The sequence below is a fragment of the Caballeronia sp. HLA56 genome (genome assembly GCF_054655155.1).
Genome location: NZ_BAAHOB010000001.1, coordinates 243640 through 264356, shown reverse-complemented (window position 1 = coordinate 264356; position 20717 = coordinate 243640). Strand labels below are relative to the sequence as shown.

Annotated in this window: 13 protein-coding genes, 2 tRNA genes and 3 rRNA genes; 2 read left to right on the top strand and 16 right to left on the bottom strand. The window is 59.6% G+C overall.

Annotated elements, in window-relative coordinates:
* Window positions 1-105: 105 nt before the first annotated feature.
* Window positions 106-1215 carry an MBL fold metallo-hydrolase gene (locus ACYQ47_RS01290; RefSeq protein WP_459904812.1) on the bottom strand — a complete coding sequence of 370 codons (1110 nt, stop codon included), beginning with the start codon at window positions 1213-1215 and terminating at the stop codon, window positions 106-108.
* 429 nt (window positions 1216-1644) lie between these two features.
* On the opposite strand from ACYQ47_RS01290, the gene ACYQ47_RS01285 reads away from it, so the two are divergent.
* Window positions 1645-1980, top strand: a complete 336-nt coding sequence (locus tag ACYQ47_RS01285) for a hypothetical protein (RefSeq protein ID WP_244828716.1) — start codon at window positions 1645-1647, stop codon at window positions 1978-1980.
* Window positions 1981-2038: 58 nt separating this feature from the next.
* On the opposite strand, the gene ACYQ47_RS01280 is transcribed toward ACYQ47_RS01285, so the two are convergent.
* The 11 genes from ACYQ47_RS01280 to ACYQ47_RS01230 form a co-directional block, all read right to left on the bottom strand.
* Window positions 2039-2806: an SDR family NAD(P)-dependent oxidoreductase gene (locus ACYQ47_RS01280; RefSeq protein WP_250466569.1), complete on the bottom strand. Its 768-nt coding sequence runs from the start codon at window positions 2804-2806 to the stop codon at window positions 2039-2041.
* Between the two features lie 13 nt (window positions 2807-2819).
* Window positions 2820-4604 carry an IlvD/Edd family dehydratase gene (locus tag ACYQ47_RS01275; RefSeq protein ID WP_250466567.1) on the bottom strand — a complete coding sequence of 595 codons (1785 nt, stop codon included), beginning with the start codon at window positions 4602-4604 and terminating at the stop codon, window positions 2820-2822.
* A 90-nt stretch (window positions 4605-4694) separates the two neighbouring features.
* Window positions 4695-5693, bottom strand: a complete 999-nt coding sequence (locus ACYQ47_RS01270; RefSeq protein WP_459904241.1) for a LacI family DNA-binding transcriptional regulator — start codon at window positions 5691-5693, stop codon at window positions 4695-4697.
* A gap of 53 nt (window positions 5694-5746) precedes the next feature.
* Window positions 5747-6391 (bottom strand): hypothetical protein, encoded by a 645-nt coding sequence (locus tag ACYQ47_RS01265; protein ID WP_250466566.1) that lies wholly within the window; start codon window positions 6389-6391, stop codon window positions 5747-5749.
* Window positions 6392-6593: 202 nt separating this feature from the next.
* Window positions 6594-6707, bottom strand: a 5S ribosomal RNA gene (gene rrf / locus ACYQ47_RS01260).
* Window positions 6708-6824: 117 nt separating this feature from the next.
* A 23S ribosomal RNA gene (locus tag ACYQ47_RS01255) occupies window positions 6825-9705 on the bottom strand.
* A gap of 305 nt (window positions 9706-10010) precedes the next feature.
* Window positions 10011-10086, bottom strand: a tRNA-Ala gene (locus tag ACYQ47_RS01250).
* Window positions 10087-10142: 56 nt separating this feature from the next.
* Window positions 10143-10219 (bottom strand) — tRNA-Ile (locus ACYQ47_RS01245).
* A gap of 64 nt (window positions 10220-10283) precedes the next feature.
* Window positions 10284-11816, bottom strand: a 16S ribosomal RNA gene (locus ACYQ47_RS01240).
* Together the 16S, 23S and 5S rRNA genes with 2 tRNA genes alongside form the textbook arrangement of a ribosomal RNA operon.
* Before the next feature lie 406 nt (window positions 11817-12222).
* On the bottom strand, window positions 12223-12597 hold the full coding sequence (locus tag ACYQ47_RS01235) for a DUF4148 domain-containing protein (protein WP_459904240.1): 375 nt from the start codon (window positions 12595-12597) through the stop codon (window positions 12223-12225).
* A gap of 164 nt (window positions 12598-12761) precedes the next feature.
* Window positions 12762-15176, bottom strand: a complete 2415-nt coding sequence (locus ACYQ47_RS01230; protein WP_459904239.1) for a penicillin acylase family protein — start codon at window positions 15174-15176, stop codon at window positions 12762-12764.
* Between the two features lie 184 nt (window positions 15177-15360).
* On the opposite strand from ACYQ47_RS01230, the gene ACYQ47_RS01225 reads away from it, so the two are divergent.
* On the top strand, window positions 15361-15741 hold the full coding sequence (locus ACYQ47_RS01225) for a nuclear transport factor 2 family protein (RefSeq protein WP_459904238.1): 381 nt from the start codon (window positions 15361-15363) through the stop codon (window positions 15739-15741).
* 8 nt (window positions 15742-15749) lie between these two features.
* Here ACYQ47_RS01225 and ACYQ47_RS01220 read toward each other — a convergent pair whose 3' ends face one another.
* From ACYQ47_RS01220 to ACYQ47_RS01205, 4 genes are read right to left on the bottom strand one after another with little or no spacing between them, the layout of a single operon-like run.
* On the bottom strand, window positions 15750-16325 hold the full coding sequence (locus ACYQ47_RS01220) for a PqiC family protein (protein WP_250467476.1): 576 nt from the start codon (window positions 16323-16325) through the stop codon (window positions 15750-15752).
* Window positions 16322-17974 carry a PqiB family protein gene (locus tag ACYQ47_RS01215; protein ID WP_459904237.1) on the bottom strand — a complete coding sequence of 551 codons (1653 nt, stop codon included), beginning with the start codon at window positions 17972-17974 and terminating at the stop codon, window positions 16322-16324. The genes ACYQ47_RS01220 and ACYQ47_RS01215 overlap by 4 nt, the downstream gene beginning before the upstream one ends.
* Window positions 17967-19232, bottom strand: a complete 1266-nt coding sequence (locus ACYQ47_RS01210) for a paraquat-inducible protein A (RefSeq protein WP_250526980.1) — start codon at window positions 19230-19232, stop codon at window positions 17967-17969. Before ACYQ47_RS01210 ends, ACYQ47_RS01215 begins: the two co-directional genes overlap by 8 nt.
* On the bottom strand, window positions 19229-20701 hold the full coding sequence (locus tag ACYQ47_RS01205; RefSeq protein ID WP_459904811.1) for an efflux transporter outer membrane subunit: 1473 nt from the start codon (window positions 20699-20701) through the stop codon (window positions 19229-19231). Before ACYQ47_RS01205 ends, ACYQ47_RS01210 begins: the two co-directional genes overlap by 4 nt.
* Between the last annotated feature and the right edge of the window lie 16 nt (window positions 20702-20717).

Genomic DNA, 20717 nt, shown 5'->3' with positions numbered 1-20717 from the left:
CGTCGGAAGGCGTCACGAGCATTGAATCGTTTGCGGCGCGCGCGTTCTGACTGCGCGCGGCGTCCCACGCACCATGCACGGTATATGCCAGTGCAGTTGACTGGGTTAACGGCTGATTGCGGCGGCGCTTGAGGGGGAGGAATCGAGACGGATCATTTCGCCGTGTTTGAGCACGGTGAAGGAATCGGCGGGCAGGCCCGCGCGGCGCACGGCATCGGCGAGCCGGCGCGGCGGCTCGTCGAGCGGCTCGTCGGTGAGTTCGAACGTGCCCCAGTGGATGCCGATCGCCTTCTTCGCCTGCACGTCCTGGAAGATGCGCACGGCTTCTTCGGGGTCGACGTGCTGGCCGTGCATGAACCAGCGCGGGTCGTACGCGCCAATGGGAATGAGCGCAAGGTCGAAGCCGCCGAAGCGCGCGCCGATATCGCGAAAGTCCGGCGAATAGCCCGTGTCGCCCGCGAAGTAAAACGAAAACGGATGCGCCGCGCCCGCCGGCGTCTTCACGACCCAGCCGCCCCACAGCGTTTCCGCGCGGTCGAAGGGCGTGCGCGCCGACCAGTGCTGGCTCGGCACGAACCAGATATCGAGGCCGGCAACATGGGTTTCGTCGCTCCAGTCGAGTTCTTCCGCGTTCTGGATGCCGTCGTCGTTCATCCACTTCTTCACGCCGAGCGGCACCAGAAAGCGCGGCGGGCCGCCCGCCTGCCGGTTGAGCGCTTCGACGCTCGCCTTATCCAGATGATCGTAGTGATTATGCGAAATCAGCACGATATCGATGTGCGGCAACTCGTTGAGTGTGAGCCCGGGCGGCGTTTTGCGCTTCGGACCCGCGAACGAGAACGGCGACGCGCGTTCGGAGAACACCGGATCGGCGAGGATGTTCACGCCGTTGATTTGCAGCAGCGCGCTCGCGTGGCCGATCCACGTGAACGTGTTCTCCGTGCGATTGGCCTTGAGCCAGGCGATGTCGGGATGCGCCATCGGAAACCGATATCCGTTCGCGGGCGGCTTGGGCAGACCCTGCCGCAAGCGCTCCCAGCGCCACTTCAGAAGCGACTCGTGCGGCAACTGGCCGTAGTCGTTCTCGAAACCGGACGCGGTGTGCTTTGCGTGATGCAACGGCTGCGGCTGGGTTTGCGCATCGGTCTTCGCGGTGCTCGCGCTCGCTGCCTCCTCGCTCTGCGCGACCGTGTTGCCGGAGCAGCCGGCCAGCATGGCGAAGGCACATACGACGGCGCGCGGGCCGTGCTGTCCTGCATTGAACAGACTCGCGAGGATACGGCGCATGAGTTGACCGGTTGAGCGCATCGGGCTTTAGGCCAGGCCATGCGCGGTTGGCGGCTTCTTAGGCTTCGCTATGAATTAAGCACGCCGGGCAATTAATTCTACGGAATGTAGAAAAACTTGTCTTTTCGCTCAGGCAGGTGCTGTCTGGATGAAGCCGCATGTTTTCGTCTGCCTTATTCGACAAGGCGGGACAACGAAATCGACAAAGTAGGCCCGCTTCTTGCAATAAACCGCTCCGAACGTCGGCACAGGCGTCACGAACAATCCAAATAGACCATCGGTGGCGCGCGCTCGTTTCTCATCTAGCAGTTCAGGACCGAGCGCGCCGTACACCGCACTTGCGAAACCGGGGGCCCGATGATGGGCAGTAAACAACGCAGTCACGCTGCACGCACGTTCAATCCGCAACTTTTCTCGATGCACGCCATGCTCGTGTCGCGCAGCGCCTCTCACGTGGCGAGCGCACTGCAGGAGCCCGGGCGCGATGCCGCGCTGGCCGAAGGCGTCGCGGATTTCATCGCCCATTGCGGCCATACGGGCCTCGGGCTCTTCCTCGCGGCAGTCTGGCATTGGCTCGATGAACGCGGCTACTACGACGCGGCCGAACGCGTGCAGCATTACATCGAAACCAGCAGCGTGCCGAAGGTGAAGGCGACGCCGCGTGCAATGCGTGGGCGCGACGCGCGGGTGTGAGGTGCCGTGTACGTTACGTTACGGGCAGACGACACATGGAACGTCCTGGCCGTAACGCTCAGGTTCCAAACCATCCCGCATCGACGAAATAATCGCGCCCCGTGCAGCGCGCCGCATCGTCGGATGCCAAAAAGAGCACCATCCGCGCGACGTGTTCCGGATCGATTCGCTCGTGCAGACACTGCTGCGCAAGAAGCGCGGCCTCGCTGTCGGGCGACTGCCACAGCTTCATCTGACGCGGCGTTCGCACGGCGCCCGGAATCACGGTATTCACGCGAATGCCGTGCGCGCCGAGATCGCGCGCCAATCCGCGCGTGAGGCCTTCGATAGCCGCCTTCGCCGTCATGTAGAGCGTGAGTTCCGGCAGCGCGAGATGCCACGAAATCGAACCCATGTTGATGATCGAGCCGCGCCGGTTCGCGCGCATGCTCTTGGCCGCCGCCTGCGCGCAAAAGAACTGATGCCGCAGATTCACGGCCATGCGCTCGTCCCAATACGCGGCGCTCACGTCGTCCCATCGATGGCGGTCGTCGTTGGCGGCGTTGTTGACGAGCGCATCGAGCGGTCCCGCCGCCGCGATCATGTCGTCGAATATGGCTTCGATGGCGGCCGTATCGCGCAGATCGCAACGGTAAAACTTCGGCGCGTGCTTCTCGTTGGCGAGCGCCTGTTCGAGTTCGCGCGCGTCGGTTTCGGCGACATCGATGAACGACACGCGCGCCCCTTGCTTCGCGAACGCCTCGACGATGGATGCGCCAATTCCGCTGCCGCCGCCCGTCACGACGACATGTCGGTCTACGAGGCTCGGATAGATTGCATAGGCCATGAGCGTCTCCTCTTCAGTGCGAATGACGCGGATTGCCGCGCGTCTCGATCACCTTCAAATACAAGGTCGCGGGCTCGAGACACCCGCCCGTCGACAACTGCCCCACCGTCTGCCGATACAACTCCTGCCACGGCGTTTGCGCGGGCGGCGTGGCGAACGCGGCATGCGTGCGGCGGCTTTCGAGTTCGCCTTCCTCGATCAGCACGTTCACCGAACGCGCATTCAGGTCCACGCGAATCCGGTCGCCCGTGCGCAAGAGCGCGAGACCGCCGCCGACGGCCGCTTCCGGCGACATGTTGAGAATGGACGGACTCGCCGACGTGCCGCTTTGCCTGCCGTCGCCGAGACAAGGCAGGGAATCGACGCCGCGCTTGATCATTTCTGCAGGCGGCGCCATGTTGACCACTTCCGCGCTGCCCGGATAACCCACCGTGCCGCAGCCGCGAATCACGAGAATGCAATGCTCGTCGATGTTCAACGCGGGATCGTTGATGCGCCGATGGTAATCCTCCGGTCCATCGAAAACGATGGCGCGCGCTTCGAACACGTTCTCTTCGCCCGGCTTGCTGAGATAGGTCTTCGTGAAGGCCTCGCCGACCACGGACATCTTCATGATCGCGCTGTCGAAGAAATTGCCCGACAGCACCATGAAGCCCGCGCCGTGCTTGAGCGGATCGTCGGCCGTGCGGATGACTTCGCGGTCGGCGGCGGGCGCGTCGTCCGCGATTTCGCCGATGCTGCGGCCCGATACCGTCCGACACGCGCGCTCGATGAGACCGGCCGCATCGAGTTGCCTGAGCACGGCCGGCACCCCGCCCGAGCGATGAAAACTCTCGCCGAGATACTCTCCAGCAGGCATGCAGTTCACGATCAGCGGCACGTCTTCGCCATAACGCTGCCAATCCTCCAGACTCAATTCGATACCGATATGACGCGCAATCGCGATCAGATGCGGCGGGCAATTGGTCGATGCACCCAGCGCCGACGCCACGACGATCGCGTTCTCGAAAGCCTCGCGCGTCATGATCTGCGATGGCCGCAAGTCCTCGCGCACCATGTCGACGATGCGCTTGCCCGTCGCATACGCCATCTGACCGCGCTCGCGATACGCGGCGGGAATGCTCGCGCAAGTCGGCAGCGACATGCCGAGCGCTTCGGCGAGGCTGTTCATGGAGAGCGCGGTGCCCATGGTGTTGCAATGGCCGATGGACGGCGACGATGCGGTCGTGAGTTGCATGAAGCCTTCGTAATCGATCTCGCCTGCCGCAAGCAGATTGCGTGCATGCCAGATGACCGTGCCCGAGCCGACGCGCTTGCCTTCGTACCAGCCGTCGAGCATCGGCCCGCCTGACAGCACGATGGCCGGCAGATCGACGGTCGCCGCTGCCATCAGACATGCGGGCGTGGTCTTGTCACAGCCGGTCGTGAGAACGACGCCATCGAGCGGGAAGCCGTGCAGCACTTCGACGAGACCGAGATAGGCCAGGTTGCGATCGAGCGCGGCGGTCGGACGGCGGCTTTGCTCCGCGAGCGGATGCACGGGGAACTCCATGGGAATGCCGCCCGCATCGCGAATACCGGCCTTCGTGCGCTCGGCAAGCTCGATATGGTGGCGATTGCATGGCGCGAGATCGCTACCCGTCTGAGCGATACCGATGATCGGCCTGCCCGATTGCAGCTCCTCGCGCGTAAGACCGTAGTTCATGAAGCGCTCGACATAGAGCGCGGTCATGTCGGCGTGCGAGGGATCGTCGAACCATTCCTGGCTACGTAGACGGCGAGTTGGATGCTGTGGCATGGGGTTGTCTCCGTGGTTTTCGATTGCGTTATGTTACCGGTAACACAAGCGAGTTGTTTATTGCAGGGTTCGAGTTACTTCGATATGCGCCTAGGCACTCTCGCGCGCCAATACCGAATAACCGACGCGTACCTTCTTGCCAATGCTCTCCATTATTCCGCGATCGCGCGCTTCGATCGCTTCGAGCAGCGTCGCGCCCGTGCGCGAACCGATGCCGTAAGCATCGACGGAAACGGTTGTGATCGACGGCGTGCAGCACATCGCGACCTCGAAGTTGCCGAAACCCGCAATGGCGATGTGCTGCGGCACGCGAAGCCCGCGCCTGTGGCATTCCATTATCGCGCCGAATGCGGACATGTCGCTCACGCACATCACGGCTTGCGTATCCGGCCATGCTTCGAGCAGCGCGGCCATCGCAGGGCCGCCGTGGCTCATCGTGATCGGCGAGTCGCCTAGCCGGATGACGCGGGTATCGTCGAGACCGAACGCCTTCATCTGCGAACGAAAGCCCTTGAGCCGGTCGAGGCCGCGCCTGTCCAACTCACTCGCGCCACCCAGAAATCCGATGCGTTGATGGCCGCGTTCCGCGAGATGGCGCACCATCGCGCGCGCGGCGCTGACGTTGGAGAAACCGACGGCGGAATCGATCGGCTCGGCGGGCGCATCCCACATTTCCACGACAGGTACGCCTGAGCGGCGCAACAAAACGCGGGCGGCGTCCGTGTGACGCGAGCCGGTCAGAGCGATGGCGCGTGGTTGGTGACGCAGCATCGAACGCACGATGCGTTCTTCGCGCTGCAAGTCGTAGTCGGTATCGCCGATCAGCAGTTGCAAGCCATGCGGTTCGAGCGACGCGGACAGACCGCGCACCGTATCGGAGAAGTTGGAGCTTGCGAGCGACGGCACGAGCACGGCAACGAATTCCGACCGCCCGGATGAAAGCGCACCGGCGGCGGCATCCGCTACATAGCCGAGTTCTTCGATGGCTTTCTGCACGCGCTCACGAGTCGCCAGGGCAACGCTGTGTCCCGCGAGCACGCGCGATACCGTCATTTTCGAGACGCCCGCGAGCGCCGCTACATCGGACATGCGGGGCGGACCCGATGACGCGTCGTGGCTCGGCCTGGCTTGCGCGAAGTTCCTCAATCCACGCGCACCCAGCCATCGGTACGCTGTTCGAGCGTGACGTGCAGCTTGGTCTCGCCCGCTTCGCGATCGGCGGCGGTCAGGTCGGGGAAAGCGCGCTTGATGTCGCGGTCGTCGACCCACGACGCGGGATTATCGAGCTTATAGGTGTAGGTGACGTCCGAACGATGCGCGGTGGGATCAGGCTCTGTCCAACTGACGACCTTGTCGAGCTTGACGTGCGCGTAGCACAGCATCCAGACACGGGAATCGCTGGTGGCGTTCGGGTCGCCAGCCGGACGCGTGGTTTCAACCGCGTACTTTTGCCCTTCGCCCGTCAGGCTATATGCAATGCCATTTTGCTTGGCATTGGCATTGGCGGGCGTCGCCGCGGAGCGCGCGATAAGTCCGCTTTTTTCGAGCGCCGCGAGTTGCTCACGCAGCGCGGCGCCGGAATATTCGTTGAGATCGCGACTCGTATAGGCCGATGGAAATGTGTACGGGCCACGTCCACTGCGATTCAGACACAGAAGCCCGCGATCTGTTTTCATATCGGCGGAAATGGCATCGCCCAGACTGGACTCGCTCGCATCGTTCTTCTTGCCGCAGGCTGCGAATAGCAGCGAGACGCTCACGGCGGCGATCAACAGACTCGTTCTCATATGCGCTCCAGAGGTCAGCCTAATCGTTCGGCATGGACAACCTTGCGTTGCCATTCTACCGACAGAATCACAGCCTTCGAAGCTTATAACGTGCCTGACGCTAATGGATGCGTTGACGTCGTGTTCTCTCGCACGCCAAACGCCGCAGAAACGCAAAAACCCCACCTGGTTTGGGGGTGGGGTTTTTGTTGCTGCATGAGGAGCCTGACGATTACCTACTTTCACACGGGAGATCCGCACTATCATCGGCGTGGAGTCGTTTCACGGTCCTGTTCGGGATGGGAAGGGGTGGTACCAACTCGCTGTGGTCATCAGGCATGACTTGTTGTCGTGCGCCGGGTGGGCACACAACCAATCCGGGAAGAAGCAGTAAATGTTGGGTGGCGATTGTCGCACACGCATAACTCGCCAGTGGTTCAAACACACTGGTTATAGGATCAAGCCTTACGGGCAATTAGTATCAGTTAGCTCAATGCATTACTGCACTTACACACCTGACCTATCAACGTCCTGGTCTGGAACGACCCTTCAAGGGGCTCGAAGCCCCGGGGATATCTCATCTTAAGGCGAGTTTCCCGCTTAGATGCTTTCAGCGGTTATCTCTTCCGAACATAGCTACCCGGCGATGCCACTGGCGTGACAACCGGTACACCAGAGGTTCGTCCACTCCGGTCCTCTCGTACTAGGAGCAGCCCCCTTCAAATATCCAACGCCCACGGCAGATAGGGACCAAACTGTCTCACGACGTTTTAAACCCAGCTCACGTACCTCTTTAAATGGCGAACAGCCATACCCTTGGGACCGGCTACAGCCCCAGGATGAGATGAGCCGACATCGAGGTGCCAAACACCGCCGTCGATATGAACTCTTGGGCGGTATCAGCCTGTTATCCCCAGAGTACCTTTTATCCGTTGAGCGATGGCCCTTCCATACAGAACCACCGGATCACTATGACCTGCTTTCGCACCTGCTCGACTTGTCGGTCTCGCAGTTAAGCACGCTTATGCCATTGCACTATCAGCACGATTTCCGACCGTACCTAGCGTACCTTCGTACTCCTCCGTTACACTTTGGGAGGAGACCGCCCCAGTCAAACTGCCTACCATGCACTGTCCCCGATCCAGATCATGGACCAAGGTTAGAACCTCAAACAAACCAGGGTGGTATTTCAAGGACGGCTCCACCGAAACTAGCGTTCCGGTTTCATAGCCTCCCACCTATCCTACACAGATCGGTTCAAAGTCCAATGCAAAGCTACAGTAAAGGTTCATGGGGTCTTTCCGTCTAGCCGCGGGGAGATTGCATCATCACAAACACTTCAACTTCGCTGAGTCTCGGGAGGAGACAGTGTGGCCATCGTTACGCCATTCGTGCAGGTCGGAACTTACCCGACAAGGAATTTCGCTACCTTAGGACCGTTATAGTTACGGCCGCCGTTTACCGGGACTTCAATCAAGAGCTTGCACCCCATCATTTAATCTTCCGGCACCGGGCAGGCGTCACACCCTATACGTCCACTTTCGTGTTTGCAGAGTGCTGTGTTTTTATTAAACAGTCGCAGCCACCAGTTTATTGCAACCTCTTCACCCTCCTGGCGCAGGCCAGTCAAGCTACAGAGGCGTACCTTATCCCGAAGTTACGGTACCAATTTGCCGAGTTCCTTCTCCCGAGTTCTCTCAAGCGCCTTAGAATACTCATCTCGCCCACCTGTGTCGGTTTGCGGTACGGTCACTATTAGACTGAAGCTTAGAGGCTTTTCTTGGAACCACTTCCAATTGCTTCGCTTCCGAGGAAGCTCGCGCCACACCCTTGAATTATGTGCCCGGATTTGCCTGAGCACCTTCTCCAATGCAGCGACCGGGACGTCCAACACCCGGACAACCTTCCGCGATCCGTCCCCCCATCGCATCTAACAATGGTGCAGGAATATTGACCTGCTTCCCATCAGCTACGCATTTCTGCCTCGCCTTAGGGGCCGACTCACCCTACGCCGATGAACGTTGCGTAGGAAACCTTGGGCTTACGGCGAGGGGGCTTTTCACCCCCTTTATCGCTACTCATGTCAGCATTCGCACTTCCGATACCTCCAGCACGCTTTTCAACGCACCTTCGCAGGCTTACGGAACGCTCTCCTACCATGCATATAAATATGCATCCGCAGCTTCGGTGACTGGCTTGAGCCCCGTTACATCTTCCGCGCAGGACGACTCGATCAGTGAGCTATTACGCTTTCTTTAAAGGGTGGCTGCTTCTAAGCCAACCTCCTGACTGTTTTTGCCTTCCCACTTCGTTTCCCACTTAGCCAATCTTTGGGACCTTAGCTGGCGGTCTGGGTTGTTTCCCTCTTGACACCGGACGTTAGCACCCGATGTCTGTCTCCCGTGATTGCACTCTTCGGTATTCGGAGTTTGCTATGGCGTAGTAATCCGCAATGGACCCCACAACCATGACAGTGCTCTACCCCCGAAGGTGATACACGAGGCACTACCTAAATAGTTTTCGGAGAGAACCAGCTATTTCCAAGTTTGTTTAGCCTTTCACCCCTATCCACAGCTCATCCCCTAACTTTTCAACGTTAGTGGGTTCGGTCCTCCAGTACGTGTTACCGCACCTTCAACCTGGCCATGGATAGATCACTTGGTTTCGGGTCTACGCCCAGCAACTGATCGCCCTATTCGGACTCGCTTTCGCTACGCCTGCCTTAATCAGTTAAGCTCGCTACTGAACGTAAGTCGCTGACCCATTATACAAAAGGTACGCCGTCACCCCTTGCGAGGCTCCGACTGTTTGTATGCATGCGGTTTCAGGATCTATTTCACTCCCCTCCCGGGGTTCTTTTCGCCTTTCCCTCACGGTACTGGTTCACTATCGGTCGATCACGAGTATTTAGCCTTGGAGGATGGTCCCCCCATCTTCAGACAGGATTTCACGTGTCCCGCCCTACTTGTCGTACCCCTAGTTCTTCCACGCTGTTTTCGCTTACAGGGCTATCACCTGCTATGGCCGCACTTTCCAGAGCGTTCAGCTAACAACACAGATAAAGAGTACAGGCTGATCCCATTTCGCTCGCCACTACTCTGGGAATCTCGGTTGATTTCTTTTCCTGCGGTTACTTAGATGTTTCAGTTCACCGCGTTCGCTTCACTAAGCCTATGGATTCAGCTTAGGATGACCCATTCGGGCCGGGTTTCCCCATTCGGATATCGGTGGATCAAAGCTCGTTTGCCAGCTCCCCACCGCTTTTCGCAGGCTACCGCGTCCTTCATCGCCTGTGATCGCCAAGGCATCCACCACATGCACTTGTTCGCTTGACCCTATAACGAGTGTGTCTGCCAGCATTGCTGCCTTTAAGCCCACCGTCATAGGTTGAGTATTCGCGTTGTGCCGTATTCCAAAGCAATCTTTCGATCACCTTTTCATACTTGATACAATCACAACCCTGATTACCCTACTCACACCCATCTCTAAGTGCTTTCGAATAATCTCTTTACTACTTCTTCCAGATTGTTAAAGAACGACAGCCGATAGCATGATCAAATTCGATCACCTACCCGCGCTGACTGGCTCAATCGCCAATGCGCAACGTTGAACCCCGCGTTCAGCGCTGTGCATTGAGGATTGGTGGAGGATGACGGGATCGAACCGACGACCCCCTGCTTGCAAAGCAGGTGCTCTCCCAGCTGAGCTAATCCCCCCGTGTGTGCCTGACTCAGTCTGCTCGCTTGGTCGTTTCAAGCACCGCTTGCCCGGGTGGTGGGTCTGGTTGGATTCGAACCAACGACCCCCGCCTTATCAAGACGGTGCTCTAACCGACTGAGCTACAGACCCTTAGCCTGTCTTTCTGACAGCCGATAAGCGTGAACACTTGAGTGGGCGAGCGTTTAAGCTCGAGAAAGGAGGTGATCCAGCCGCACCTTCCGATACGGCTACCTTGTTACGACTTCACCCCAGTCATGAATCCTACCGTGGTGACCGTCCTCCTTGCGGTTAGACTAGCCACTTCTGGTAAAACCCACTCCCATGGTGTGACGGGCGGTGTGTACAAGACCCGGGAACGTATTCACCGCGGCATGCTGATCCGCGATTACTAGCGATTCCAGCTTCACGCAGTCGAGTTGCAGACTGCGATCCGGACTACGATCGGTTTTCTGGGATTGGCTCCACCTCGCGGCTTGGCAACCCTCTGTTCCGACCATTGTATGACGTGTGAAGCCCTACCCATAAGGGCCATGAGGACTTGACGTCATCCCCACCTTCCTCCGGTTTGTCACCGGCAGTCTCCCTAGAGTGCTCTTGCGTAGCAACTAAGGACAAGGGTTGCGCTCGTTGCGGGACTTAACCCAACATCTCACGACACGAGCTGACGACAGCCATGCAGCACCTGTGCGACGATTCTCTTTCGAGCACCCCAGGCTCTCACCCGGGTTTCGTCCATGTCAAGGGTAGGTAAGGTTTTTCGCGTTGCATCGAATTAATCCACATCATCCACCGCTTGTGCGGGTCCCCGTCAATTCCTTTGAGTTTTAATCTTGCGACCGTACTCCCCAGGCGGTCAACTTCACGCGTTAGCTACGTTACTAAGGAAATGAATCCCCAACAACTAGTTGACATCGTTTAGGGCGTGGACTACCAGGGTATCTAATCCTGTTTGCTCCCCACGCTTTCGTGCATGAGCGTCAGTATTGGCCCAGGGGGCTGCCTTCGCCATCGGTATTCCTCCACATCTCTACGCATTTCACTGCTACACGTGGAATTCTACCCCCCTCTGCCATACTCTAGCCTGCCAGTCACCAATGCAGTTCCCAGGTTAAGCCCGGGGATTTCACATCGGTCTTAACAGACCGCCTGCGCACGCTTTACGCCCAGTAATTCCGATTAACGCTCGCACCCTACGTATTACCGCGGCTGCTGGCACGTAGTTAGCCGGTGCTTATTCTTCCGGTACCGTCATCCCCACCCGGTATTAACAGGCAGGTTTTCTTTCCGGACAAAAGTGCTTTACAACCCGAAGGCCTTCTTCACACACGCGGCATTGCTGGATCAGGGTTGCCCCCATTGTCCAAAATTCCCCACTGCTGCCTCCCGTAGGAGTCTGGGCCGTGTCTCAGTCCCAGTGTGGCTGGTCGTCCTCTCAGACCAGCTACAGATCGTCGCCTTGGTAGGCCTTTACCCCACCAACTAGCTAATCTGCCATCGGCCGCCCCTATAGCGCGAGGTCCCGAAGGATCCCCCGCTTTCTTCCGTAGATCGTATGCGGTATTAATCCGGCTTTCGCCGGGCTATCCCCCACTACAGGACACGTTCCGATGTATTACTCACCCGTTCGCCACTCGCCACCAGGGTTGCCCCCGTGCTGCCGTTCGACTTGCATGTGTAAGGCATGCCGCCAGCGTTCAATCTGAGCCAGGATCAAACTCTTCAGTTCAATTCCTGTTACTGTTTTCGGTTGTTTTACCAACCGGTCGCTCACTCAACGTACTGACGATGATCAATCCGTCTTTCGACAGATAAACCTTCCTCTAATACTGTGTGAGACTTGATAACTTTCGCTAAACGTCCCAACCCCAAAAGGTCGGAACCGCTCGCGCCATCAAGTGCCCACACTTATCGGCTGTTAGTTTTTAAAGAGCATTGCGCTTTGATCGCTTCGCTTGTCTGCTTGCTTTCTTGCGCGCCGTCATTCAACGGGAGGCGAATTATGACTGGCGAAAGACAGCATGGCAACCCCCTTTTCGAAAATAATTTTCGGGCAGCCGCTAAGCGATGTTTGCAGCCTTTAGCAAGTTATTCGAAAGACAAAAGCAAAGTGCATGGCTGGTCGGCTTAGAAAGTTAACTTCCAAAGAACGGAACGCAAAAGTCCGCAGGGCCGACACAAGCATTCGACGATGACGATGACGACGGCGACGACGACCCAGCCCAACGATGCACAGTCCCTGACGCCGCGCCGCTCTCATGCATGCCGCCGTATGCCTCATTCGTTTCATTGGTGTTCTGCTGCGCGGCGACCTTTGCTTCCGCAGCCTGAATGTCGGCCGGATAGTTCGTACTGTCGCCCGACCCAACTGAATAACCCGCTTGCTCGATCTGCACGAGCTCGGCTTTCACCTGCGCGCGCGTGAGCGGTTCGCTCGACCCTTGAGCAAAGGAAAGCGCAGGCGCAGCGATGACGACGAGCGACACGACAACCTTGGCGATGATGTTCATGATGCAAGACTCCGGCAAGAAAGGGTTTGGCTGGATCGATGACGACCCAGGAACCTCATCGAACACGCTCGACTCTCTTGAATCTTCGAGCGCTGAGGCTTCAATTCGTAAACCCGCCCATGCCGGAATCTATTCCCATCGTCCTGCTAAAAACTCAAGCGCGATCAACGCGTCTCTGGAACAAGGTGCACGCGCTTCTCGGTCGCGGCCTCGACGGCCTTACGCGAATAGAGCAGCGGGAAGTACTCGCCATCGAGCCACATCTGCGCGAGATCGCGGTAATGCGGGCTATCCGGATCGCCCGATTCGCCCGGCAGATTCACCGCGCGCGATGCATCCCAATTGCCGACATCGACGATCACGCGAAACGATGGTCCATTGGTCTCGCGGAAATCGCTTGCGCGATACGTCGATTGATTCGGCGTATAAGCACTGCCGCCCTTACCCATGGGCCCGACGTTGAGCTTTGCGCGCGTGTCGGCATCGACGGCATCGGCCAGTGGATGCGCGTTGAGATTGGTTTGAAGCCCGCCCCACTGCCAGCGCGTAGCGTCGTTGCCTTGCAAGCGCGACATCTCCGCATAAGCGTCGCGCAGGCTCGACAGCAACACGGCATCGCGTTTCGCTTCAGCGTTGTCACCGAAACGCGCGGCCGGATGTTCGAGCGAGTCGAGCATCACGGCCGTGTCCGGCGCACCGAATGAAGCCGCCGCGTCCTTCGGCAAGACAGCTTGCTTGAATGCGCGGCCGAGATGTCGCGAGAGCCAGACCTCTTCGAGCGCGGCCTGTGCCGAATCGGCGCGCATATGCGCATCCCAGCCCTTGAGCATGCCGAGTGCCGCGCGCGTGTCGGCATCGTCGCTGGAAAGAGGCTGCAACAACGCGACGAGACGACGTGCGGGTATCGACAGATCATCGTTTTGCAAGCGCTCGGAATCTTCGATCGATACCTTGTCCAGCGACTTCAACACTTCGTCGATACGCTGATGCCGCGAGCCGTTGGTCCATTCGAATCCGAGCTTGCGTTCGGCATAGGGATAGCCCGCCGGCAGATTCATTTCATTCGATGTAGTGAAGTAACCTTGCGACGGGTTATAGACCGAAGGCATTGCGTCGCGCGGCCAAAACCCGGACCATTCATAGCGGCCATCGCCGGGAACGGGCATGAGGCCATCCCAGTTCGGACGAACAGGCGCAAGGCCGCTTGGCACCCAAGCAATGTTGCCTTGCGTGTCCGCATAGACCTGATTCACCGTGGGCGCGCCCCAGGTCGCAAGCGACGACTTGAACTGCGCATAGTTCTTCGCGCGCATGTAGCGCATGGAATCGAAGTAAGGCGACATACCCGGCGAGAGCCATGCGGTACGCACGGCGTATGCGCGATGCTTGCTGTCTTCCGTGTAGATGACGGGACCATGACGCGTGAACAGTAGGTCCGCTTTGACGGGCGCTGCGCCGCGTACGTTGATCGTCTCGTGCACGACATGCATTGGCTCCCATGCACCTTTGTAGCGGTACTGCCGCGCATCGACGGGGTTCAACTCGTAGACGTAGAGATCTTCCTGATCGATGTTGAAGATCGTGAGACCGTACGCAATGGACCCGTTATGACCAATGGATATGCCCGGCGAGGAAGGCTCGCCGCCACCGATGATATCGAGCGTCGGCGTGCTGATCTGCTGGATATAGCGCAGGCTCGGCGCGGCATAAGCGCGATGCGGATCGTTCGCCATGATCGCGCGGCCCGTCGCCGATTTGCCCGGCGCGACGACCCAGTTATTGCTGCCCTCGGTGATTTCCTCGGGATTGTCGGCAGCGGCAATCATCGAAGTCGAGGCATCCGCGCTCTTGAGCGACTCCTTCGTCACGCGCACGCCTTGCGTCGCCAGCGTGAAGACCTTGAGAACATCGTCGGGCAGGCATGGATCGAGCCCCGCGGGCATCTGCGGCTTCCACTGTGGCTGCAAACCGAAGCGCACCGAATCGGCATCGAGCGAACTCTTGCATGCGACGCGCGCACGCGCCACTTCGCTCGTCAAATTACGCGTCAGGCCATGACTGCGGATACGCACGACATCGTCCGCGCCCCACTTCGCGGGCCAGTAACCGACTTTGCGAAACTCATAAGGCATGCGGTCCGGGTGCTCGGCAAGCCAGTCGATATACGCGTTGACGCCTGCTGCAAAGCGCGTCGCGGCCGGCTTGGCATCGGGTCCATAGCGCTTCCATTCGGTCTCCATGTCGCCGCGATAGAGAAAGAGCCGCGTGGCCTTGTCTTGCTCGACATACGCGGGCCCGAAGACTTCGGCGAGTTCGCCAAGCCCGCGACGACGCCATAGATCGATCTGGAACAGACGATCGCGCGCGGCGTTGAAGCCTTGCACGAAGAACGCGTCGCTGTCGTTGGCCGCGTAGATATGCGGCACGCCCCAGCGATCCACCAGGATGTCCGAAGGCTCGGAAAGTCCTGCCACGGTAATCGTTTCGGTGGGGGTATCGTCCGCGAGGGCGGATTGAATGGGAAGTGAGGCGAGCAATGCAGCGCTGAGCAGCGCGGAAATAAGGCGTCTTGCTGGCATGTAACCGTCTCCTGTCGACAAGAGCCGGCAATACACGCCTCCGACTCAAGTCTCATGCGAAGCTATTGTTGGATTTTGCGCACGACGCGTGACCATACGTCGATTCCGCGATCGCTCGAACGTCGTATGAGACGTGACGATGAATCGCGCACGCAACCCGAAGCCTATCGCAAAGGAGGAACTCATGCCCGACGCAACTCTCGACCCGGTTGAAGTCGCGCGACGTGTCTATGAAGCGTATGTGACGAAGGATCGTGCCGCTATTGAAGCGCTCATCGCGAAAGACTTCCATTTCACGAGTCCTCGCGATAACCGTCTCGACCGCGCGACTTACTTCGCGCGTTGCTGGCCGAACGCGAACGCAATCGCCACCTTCGACTTCGTTCACATGAGGCAGGACGGCGAACATGTGTTCGTCACGTACGATGCGCGCATGCTCGACGGCAAGGCCTTTCGCAACACGGAGATTCTCTCGATACGAGCCGGCAAGCTGCACGACGCGCAGGTATTCTTCGGCTGGTCGCTGCCGCACGAAGCGCCCGAAGGCGATTCAATTACGACGTGATGCATCGTTCATTGCCGCATCTCGCCGAGCGCGGCCGCGATCTGCCGGCTCATCTGCGCGAGCGCGCGGCTATGCGCCGCGGCGATGGCGGCGAAACCATCGCCTTTCGTGTTTTCGTGCACGAGCGTGTGCCCGTCGAAATGCGATACACCATCGGGGGCGCGAAGGCTCCAGAGTGCATCGAGCGTGACGGAATCGTCGATGACGGATTCGAAATGCATCACATCGACGCGTAGCTGATAGGTCTTGATATCCGCACTCGGCGGATAAATCGACACATTATCCACGCCAAGCACGCGCGACAAATCCGCCGCCAACGTACGCGCGATATTCTCTTTCAACGGCTCGCCCCAGCGCGCGTACTCGTTCACGGTCACTTCGTTCGGCATGGTTCGCGTGATCATTTGCGGCTTGTCGACAAGGTCGGGAACCGTCACGGGCCCCACGGTCACGCGAACGGGCCTGACATTCGCGGCAGGTTGCAGTGTAGCTTCGGGACTTAACGTATAGAACGCGGCCTTGGGCGATGCACCACACGCGCCGACCATGACGATGAGCGCTGGAACGAAGAAACGGTATATCACCTTTTATCCTCCGGCTTGCCGCGCAGAATCGCTTCCGGATGCTGTTCGAGATACTCCGCGAGATTGCGGAATGCAGCGGCCGTGCGCGACAACTCACGCATGGTTTCGGCGGTGCTGGTCTGCAACGGCGAGTCGCTCTGCAACGCGCGGCTCGTCGCGCCGAGCGCATCGCGTGCAGCCGCGAGCGTTGCTTTCGCTTGTGGCGCGACGTCGGTGTCGAGCGTTTTGATAAGCACCTGCGCCTGTTTGAGCGTATCGCGCAGGTCGTTGCTGATCCCTTCGATCGGAATCTTGTTGAACTTCGCCACGAGTGCCTGCACGGAGTCCTGCAATGACTGCAAGCCGCCCGGCACGGTCGGAATTTCCGGCGGATCGCCGCTTGTGTCCATCTTTTCTTTCGGCGTGTTCGGGAAGAAATCGACCGCGATATAGCGCTGCCCCGTCAGGATGCTACCGGTACGCAATTGCCCGCGAAAGCCGTGCTCGACCATGTATTGCAAGAGCTGATGCCGGTCGGGCACGAGACGTCCCGTCTTGTCGCCTGCCCGTATGCGCATGGTGAAGCGTTCCGGATAGAAGTTCACGCGTACGGGGATGCTGAATTCCCGCCGCACTGGATCGTATTGCGTATTGATCGCCGTCACTTCGCCGAGCACGATACCGCGAAAATCCACTTCCGCGCCGACCGACAGACCGCGCACCGATTCCTTGAAATTGAACACGTAGGTATCGACGATACGATCATGCCGCTTCATCGCTTCGGGGCGTGTTCCGAAGAGCTGGAACACGCTGCTCGCAGGCGCTTCCGCCAGATCCTGATCATCCGAGCTATCGGCAAGCTCTTTCAAGGACGCCGGCGTTTCGAATGCGAGCCCGCCCACGAGTATCGCGACGAGCGATTCCGTGTCCATCTTCACACCGGTCGAATCGAGCTTGACGTCCACGCCGCTCGCTTGCCAGAAGCGCGTATCGAGCTTGACGTACTTGTCGTAAGGGGCGTTGACGAAGATGTGGATGGTCACGCCCATGCCGTCCGCATCGAGCTCATAGGCGGTCACCTGTCCCACCTGAAGACGCCTGAAGTAGATCGGTGCACCGGCATCGAGCGAACCCATGGTCGGGCTCTTCAACACGAACTCGCGCCCCGGCACGTCCGCCGTGATGACAGGCGGCGATTCGAGCCCGGTATAGTCGTGACGCTTCGCGCTCTTCACGCCCACATCCACGCCGATGAACGCGCCTCCGATCAACGTGCCGAGGCCCGACACCGTGCCGCCTGAAATGCGCGGGCGCACGACCCAGAAGCTTGTGTCGTCGACGAGCATGTGTTCCGCATCCTTCGCCATTTCCGCCGATGCGATCACGCGCTTGTGATCCGGCGCGAGCACCACGCTCTTGACCGTGCCGATATCCACGTTCTTGTACTTGAGCTTGGTCTTGCCCGCTTCGAGCCCCTCGCCCGTGTTGAAAGTAATGGTGATCGTCGGACCCTTCTCGAGGATGGCCTGCACCGCGAGCCATCCGCCGATAAGCACCGCGATGAGCGGCACGAGCCAGATCAGCGAAATGCCGAAGCGCGGGCGGCGGGCGGGCAAGGCTTCGGGAAATTCATCCGGAGGCGCTCGCTTGATGTCGGGAGGTTCAGCCATGTCCTTGGTCCGCGGCGTCCCAGATGAGACGCGGGTCGAATGCCATTGCCGCGAACATCGTCAGCACGACGACTCCACCGAAAGCAATGGCGGCGGCGCCCGCGCGTATCGTCGCCAGCGCATTAAACTGCACGAGCGCGACGAGCACGGTGATCACATAAATATCGAGCATCGACCAGCGACCGACGAACTCGACGATGCGATAGATCTTCGTGCGCCGCGCGGGCAGCCAGCGCGAGCGCATCTGCGTGCTGACGACGAGCATGAGCAGCGCGAGTATCTTGAGCATGGGCACGGCAATGCTCGCGATGAACACCAGCACCGCGAGCGGCCATGAACCCGAAGTCCACAGATACGCGACACCGCTCATGATGGTGTCCTTCTGCGCGCCGAAGAGCGAACTCGTATCCATCACGGGCAGCACGTTGGCGGGAACGTAGAGCACCATCGCGGCGATCAGCAGCGCCCACGTTCGCTCGATGCTGTCGGGCTTGCGAAAGTGCAGCCGTGCATGACAACGCGGACAGTTTCCGTCGTGCGCATGCGGCGGCGCCTTGGAGACGAGCGCGCAATCGTGACAGACGAAGAAGCCCGCTTGTTTCGCGGTGCGCGCGTGGCCGCGATAAGCAGGGGCATCGGCGAGGCTGCTTTTGTAGATCAATGCCCATGCCTCGCGCGGATCGAACGATGCCGAAGCGCCCGAGATCAGCAGCATGACGCCGCCGAATGCAAAGAGCGCAAGGCCAGGCACGACACTCGCGATATGCGCAAGTTTCACGAGCGCCACGAGAAAGCCGAGGATCAGCACCTCGGTCATGCCCCACGGCCGCACCGTATGCAACGCGCGAAAGGCGGCACGTCCGGCACGCGGCGCGTAACCCCTGCTCAGTGGAACGAGCAGCCACGCCATGGCGCACATCTCGGCAAGCGGCATGATGAACGTGGTCGCGAGCACGAGCCCCGCGATGGGCCACATGCCATCGGCGTAAAGCACACGCACCGCGCCGAGCAGGGTGGTTTGAACCACCGTGCCGCTCACTTCGAGTCCCACGATAGGAAACGCATTGGCGATGCAGAACATCGTGAGGGCGGCGAGCGTGCAGGCAAGCGCGCGATTCAGTCCATCGGGACGATTGCGATACAGCGGCGCGCCGCAACGTGCACAGCGCGCGACGCCGCCTCTTTGCAGCACGGTTTCATGTTGCAGGAGATCGCATTCGTGACAGGCGATCAAACGCATGTTGGCGCGCGCGTTCATGGCGATGGCTCGTCCTTCGCATCGCGTTTGACCACCGCGCCGCGCGTGTCGTAGACCACTGCCGTGCGTTGCTCGGCTTCCGCGACCCAGCCGCCGCCCATCGCCTTGTAGAGCGAAACCATGGCATTGAGCGCGGCGGCCTGCGTCTGCGTATAGCTCAACTGCGACTGGAAGAGGCTGCGTTCCGCATCAAGCACTTCGATATAGCTCGTGTAGCCACCCTCGTAACGCAGCCGCGCGAGATTGGCATAGGTACGCAAGGCATCGACCTGACGGCCCTGCACATCGCGTGCTTCGCGGCTCTTGGTTAGCGTGATGAGACTGTCGTCGACATCCTGAAACGCCACTTGAATCGCTTTTTCATAGGAGAAAAGCGCTTGTTGCTGCTGCGCCTCCGCCGCCTTTACTTGTCCGCTGATCGCTCCGCCCGTGAAGATGGGCTGCGTCACGGCACCCGCGAACGACCACACGCGCGCCGCTCCCGTGAAGAGTTGCGAGAATTGCGTGCTTGCAGTGCCGAAGAGGCCCGTGAGCGATATCGACGGAAAATACAGCGCCCGCGCCGCGCCAATCTGCGCATTCGCCGCGATCAGGTTCTGCTCCGCCTGACGCAGATCCGGCCGCTGCGTGAGCAACTCCGAGGGCAGACCTTCTGGGACTTGCGGCGTGGCCAGATCGTCGAGTTCGCGGTCGCGTGCGATGCCTTGCGGATTACGGCCCAGCAGAATGGACAACGCGTTTTCTTGCGTGGCGATCTGCTGTTCGAGTTGCGGAATCGTCGCGAGCGCGGCCTGATACTCCGACTGCGACTGCGCCAGTTCCATCTGCGAGACTTCGCCGTATTGAAAGCGCAGGCCGAACACGATCACGGACTCCTGCCGGCTCTTGACCGTGGCTCGCGCAATATCGAGTTGCCGGTCGAGCGAAACGAGCGTGATGTAGGTCGATGCCACCGAAGCCACCAACGACAAAATAGTCGCTCGGCGGCCTTCCTCACTTGCAAGCAGACTAGCGCGTGCGCTTTCCGTCTGACGCCGCAAGCGCCCGAACACGTCTATTTCCCACGAAGCATTCAACGCGAGCTGATACTGATTGATGACCGTGCCTACGCCCGGCGGCAATTGCGCGGACCCGATGGGTAAGCGCTCGCGCTCGGCATTCGCGCCCAATCCCACTTGCGGAAACAGCTGCGAACGCGTGACTTGAAATTGCCCGAGGAATTCATCGACGCGCGCCGCCGCGATCTTCACATCCTTGTTCTCCTGCAACGCAATGGCGATCAACTGATTCAACGCGGGGTCCTGAAATTGCTCCCACCATGCCGTGTTGGCGATCTCGTTCGATTGCTGTGCGGCGAAGCGAAAGCTATCGGGCGTTTCGATGGCGGGACGCTCGTAAATCGGCCCGAGCAGACAACCGCCGAGCATCGACGACACGATCAGCACGATCACACGCGATGACGGTTTCATGGCTATGTTTGAGCGC

Bases quoted from the DNA above. Each gene is read 5' to 3' on its own strand.
- ACYQ47_RS01290 (WP_459904812.1), bottom strand. From the start codon at position 1,215: ATGCTGGCCGGCTGCTCCGGCAACACGGTCGCGCAGAGCGAGGAGGCA.
- ACYQ47_RS01285 (WP_244828716.1), top strand. From the start codon at position 1,645: ATGATGGGCAGTAAACAACGCAGTCACGCTGCACGCACGTTCAATCCG.
- ACYQ47_RS01280 (WP_250466569.1), bottom strand. From the start codon at position 2,806: ATGGCCTATGCAATCTATCCGAGCCTCGTAGACCGACATGTCGTCGTG.
- ACYQ47_RS01275 (WP_250466567.1), bottom strand. From the start codon at position 4,604: ATGCCACAGCATCCAACTCGCCGTCTACGTAGCCAGGAATGGTTCGAC.
- ACYQ47_RS01270 (WP_459904241.1), bottom strand. From the start codon at position 5,693: ATGTCCGATGTAGCGGCGCTCGCGGGCGTCTCGAAAATGACGGTATCG.
- ACYQ47_RS01265 (WP_250466566.1), bottom strand. From the start codon at position 6,391: ATGAGAACGAGTCTGTTGATCGCCGCCGTGAGCGTCTCGCTGCTATTC.
- ACYQ47_RS01235 (WP_459904240.1), bottom strand. From the start codon at position 12,597: ATGAACATCATCGCCAAGGTTGTCGTGTCGCTCGTCGTCATCGCTGCG.
- ACYQ47_RS01230 (WP_459904239.1), bottom strand. From the start codon at position 15,176: ATGCCAGCAAGACGCCTTATTTCCGCGCTGCTCAGCGCTGCATTGCTC.
- ACYQ47_RS01225 (WP_459904238.1), top strand. From the start codon at position 15,361: ATGCCCGACGCAACTCTCGACCCGGTTGAAGTCGCGCGACGTGTCTAT.
- ACYQ47_RS01215 (WP_459904237.1), bottom strand. From the start codon at position 17,974: ATGGCTGAACCTCCCGACATCAAGCGAGCGCCTCCGGATGAATTTCCC.
- ACYQ47_RS01210 (WP_250526980.1), bottom strand. From the start codon at position 19,232: ATGAACGCGCGCGCCAACATGCGTTTGATCGCCTGTCACGAATGCGAT.
- ACYQ47_RS01205 (WP_459904811.1), bottom strand. From the start codon at position 20,701: ATGAAACCGTCATCGCGTGTGATCGTGCTGATCGTGTCGTCGATGCTC.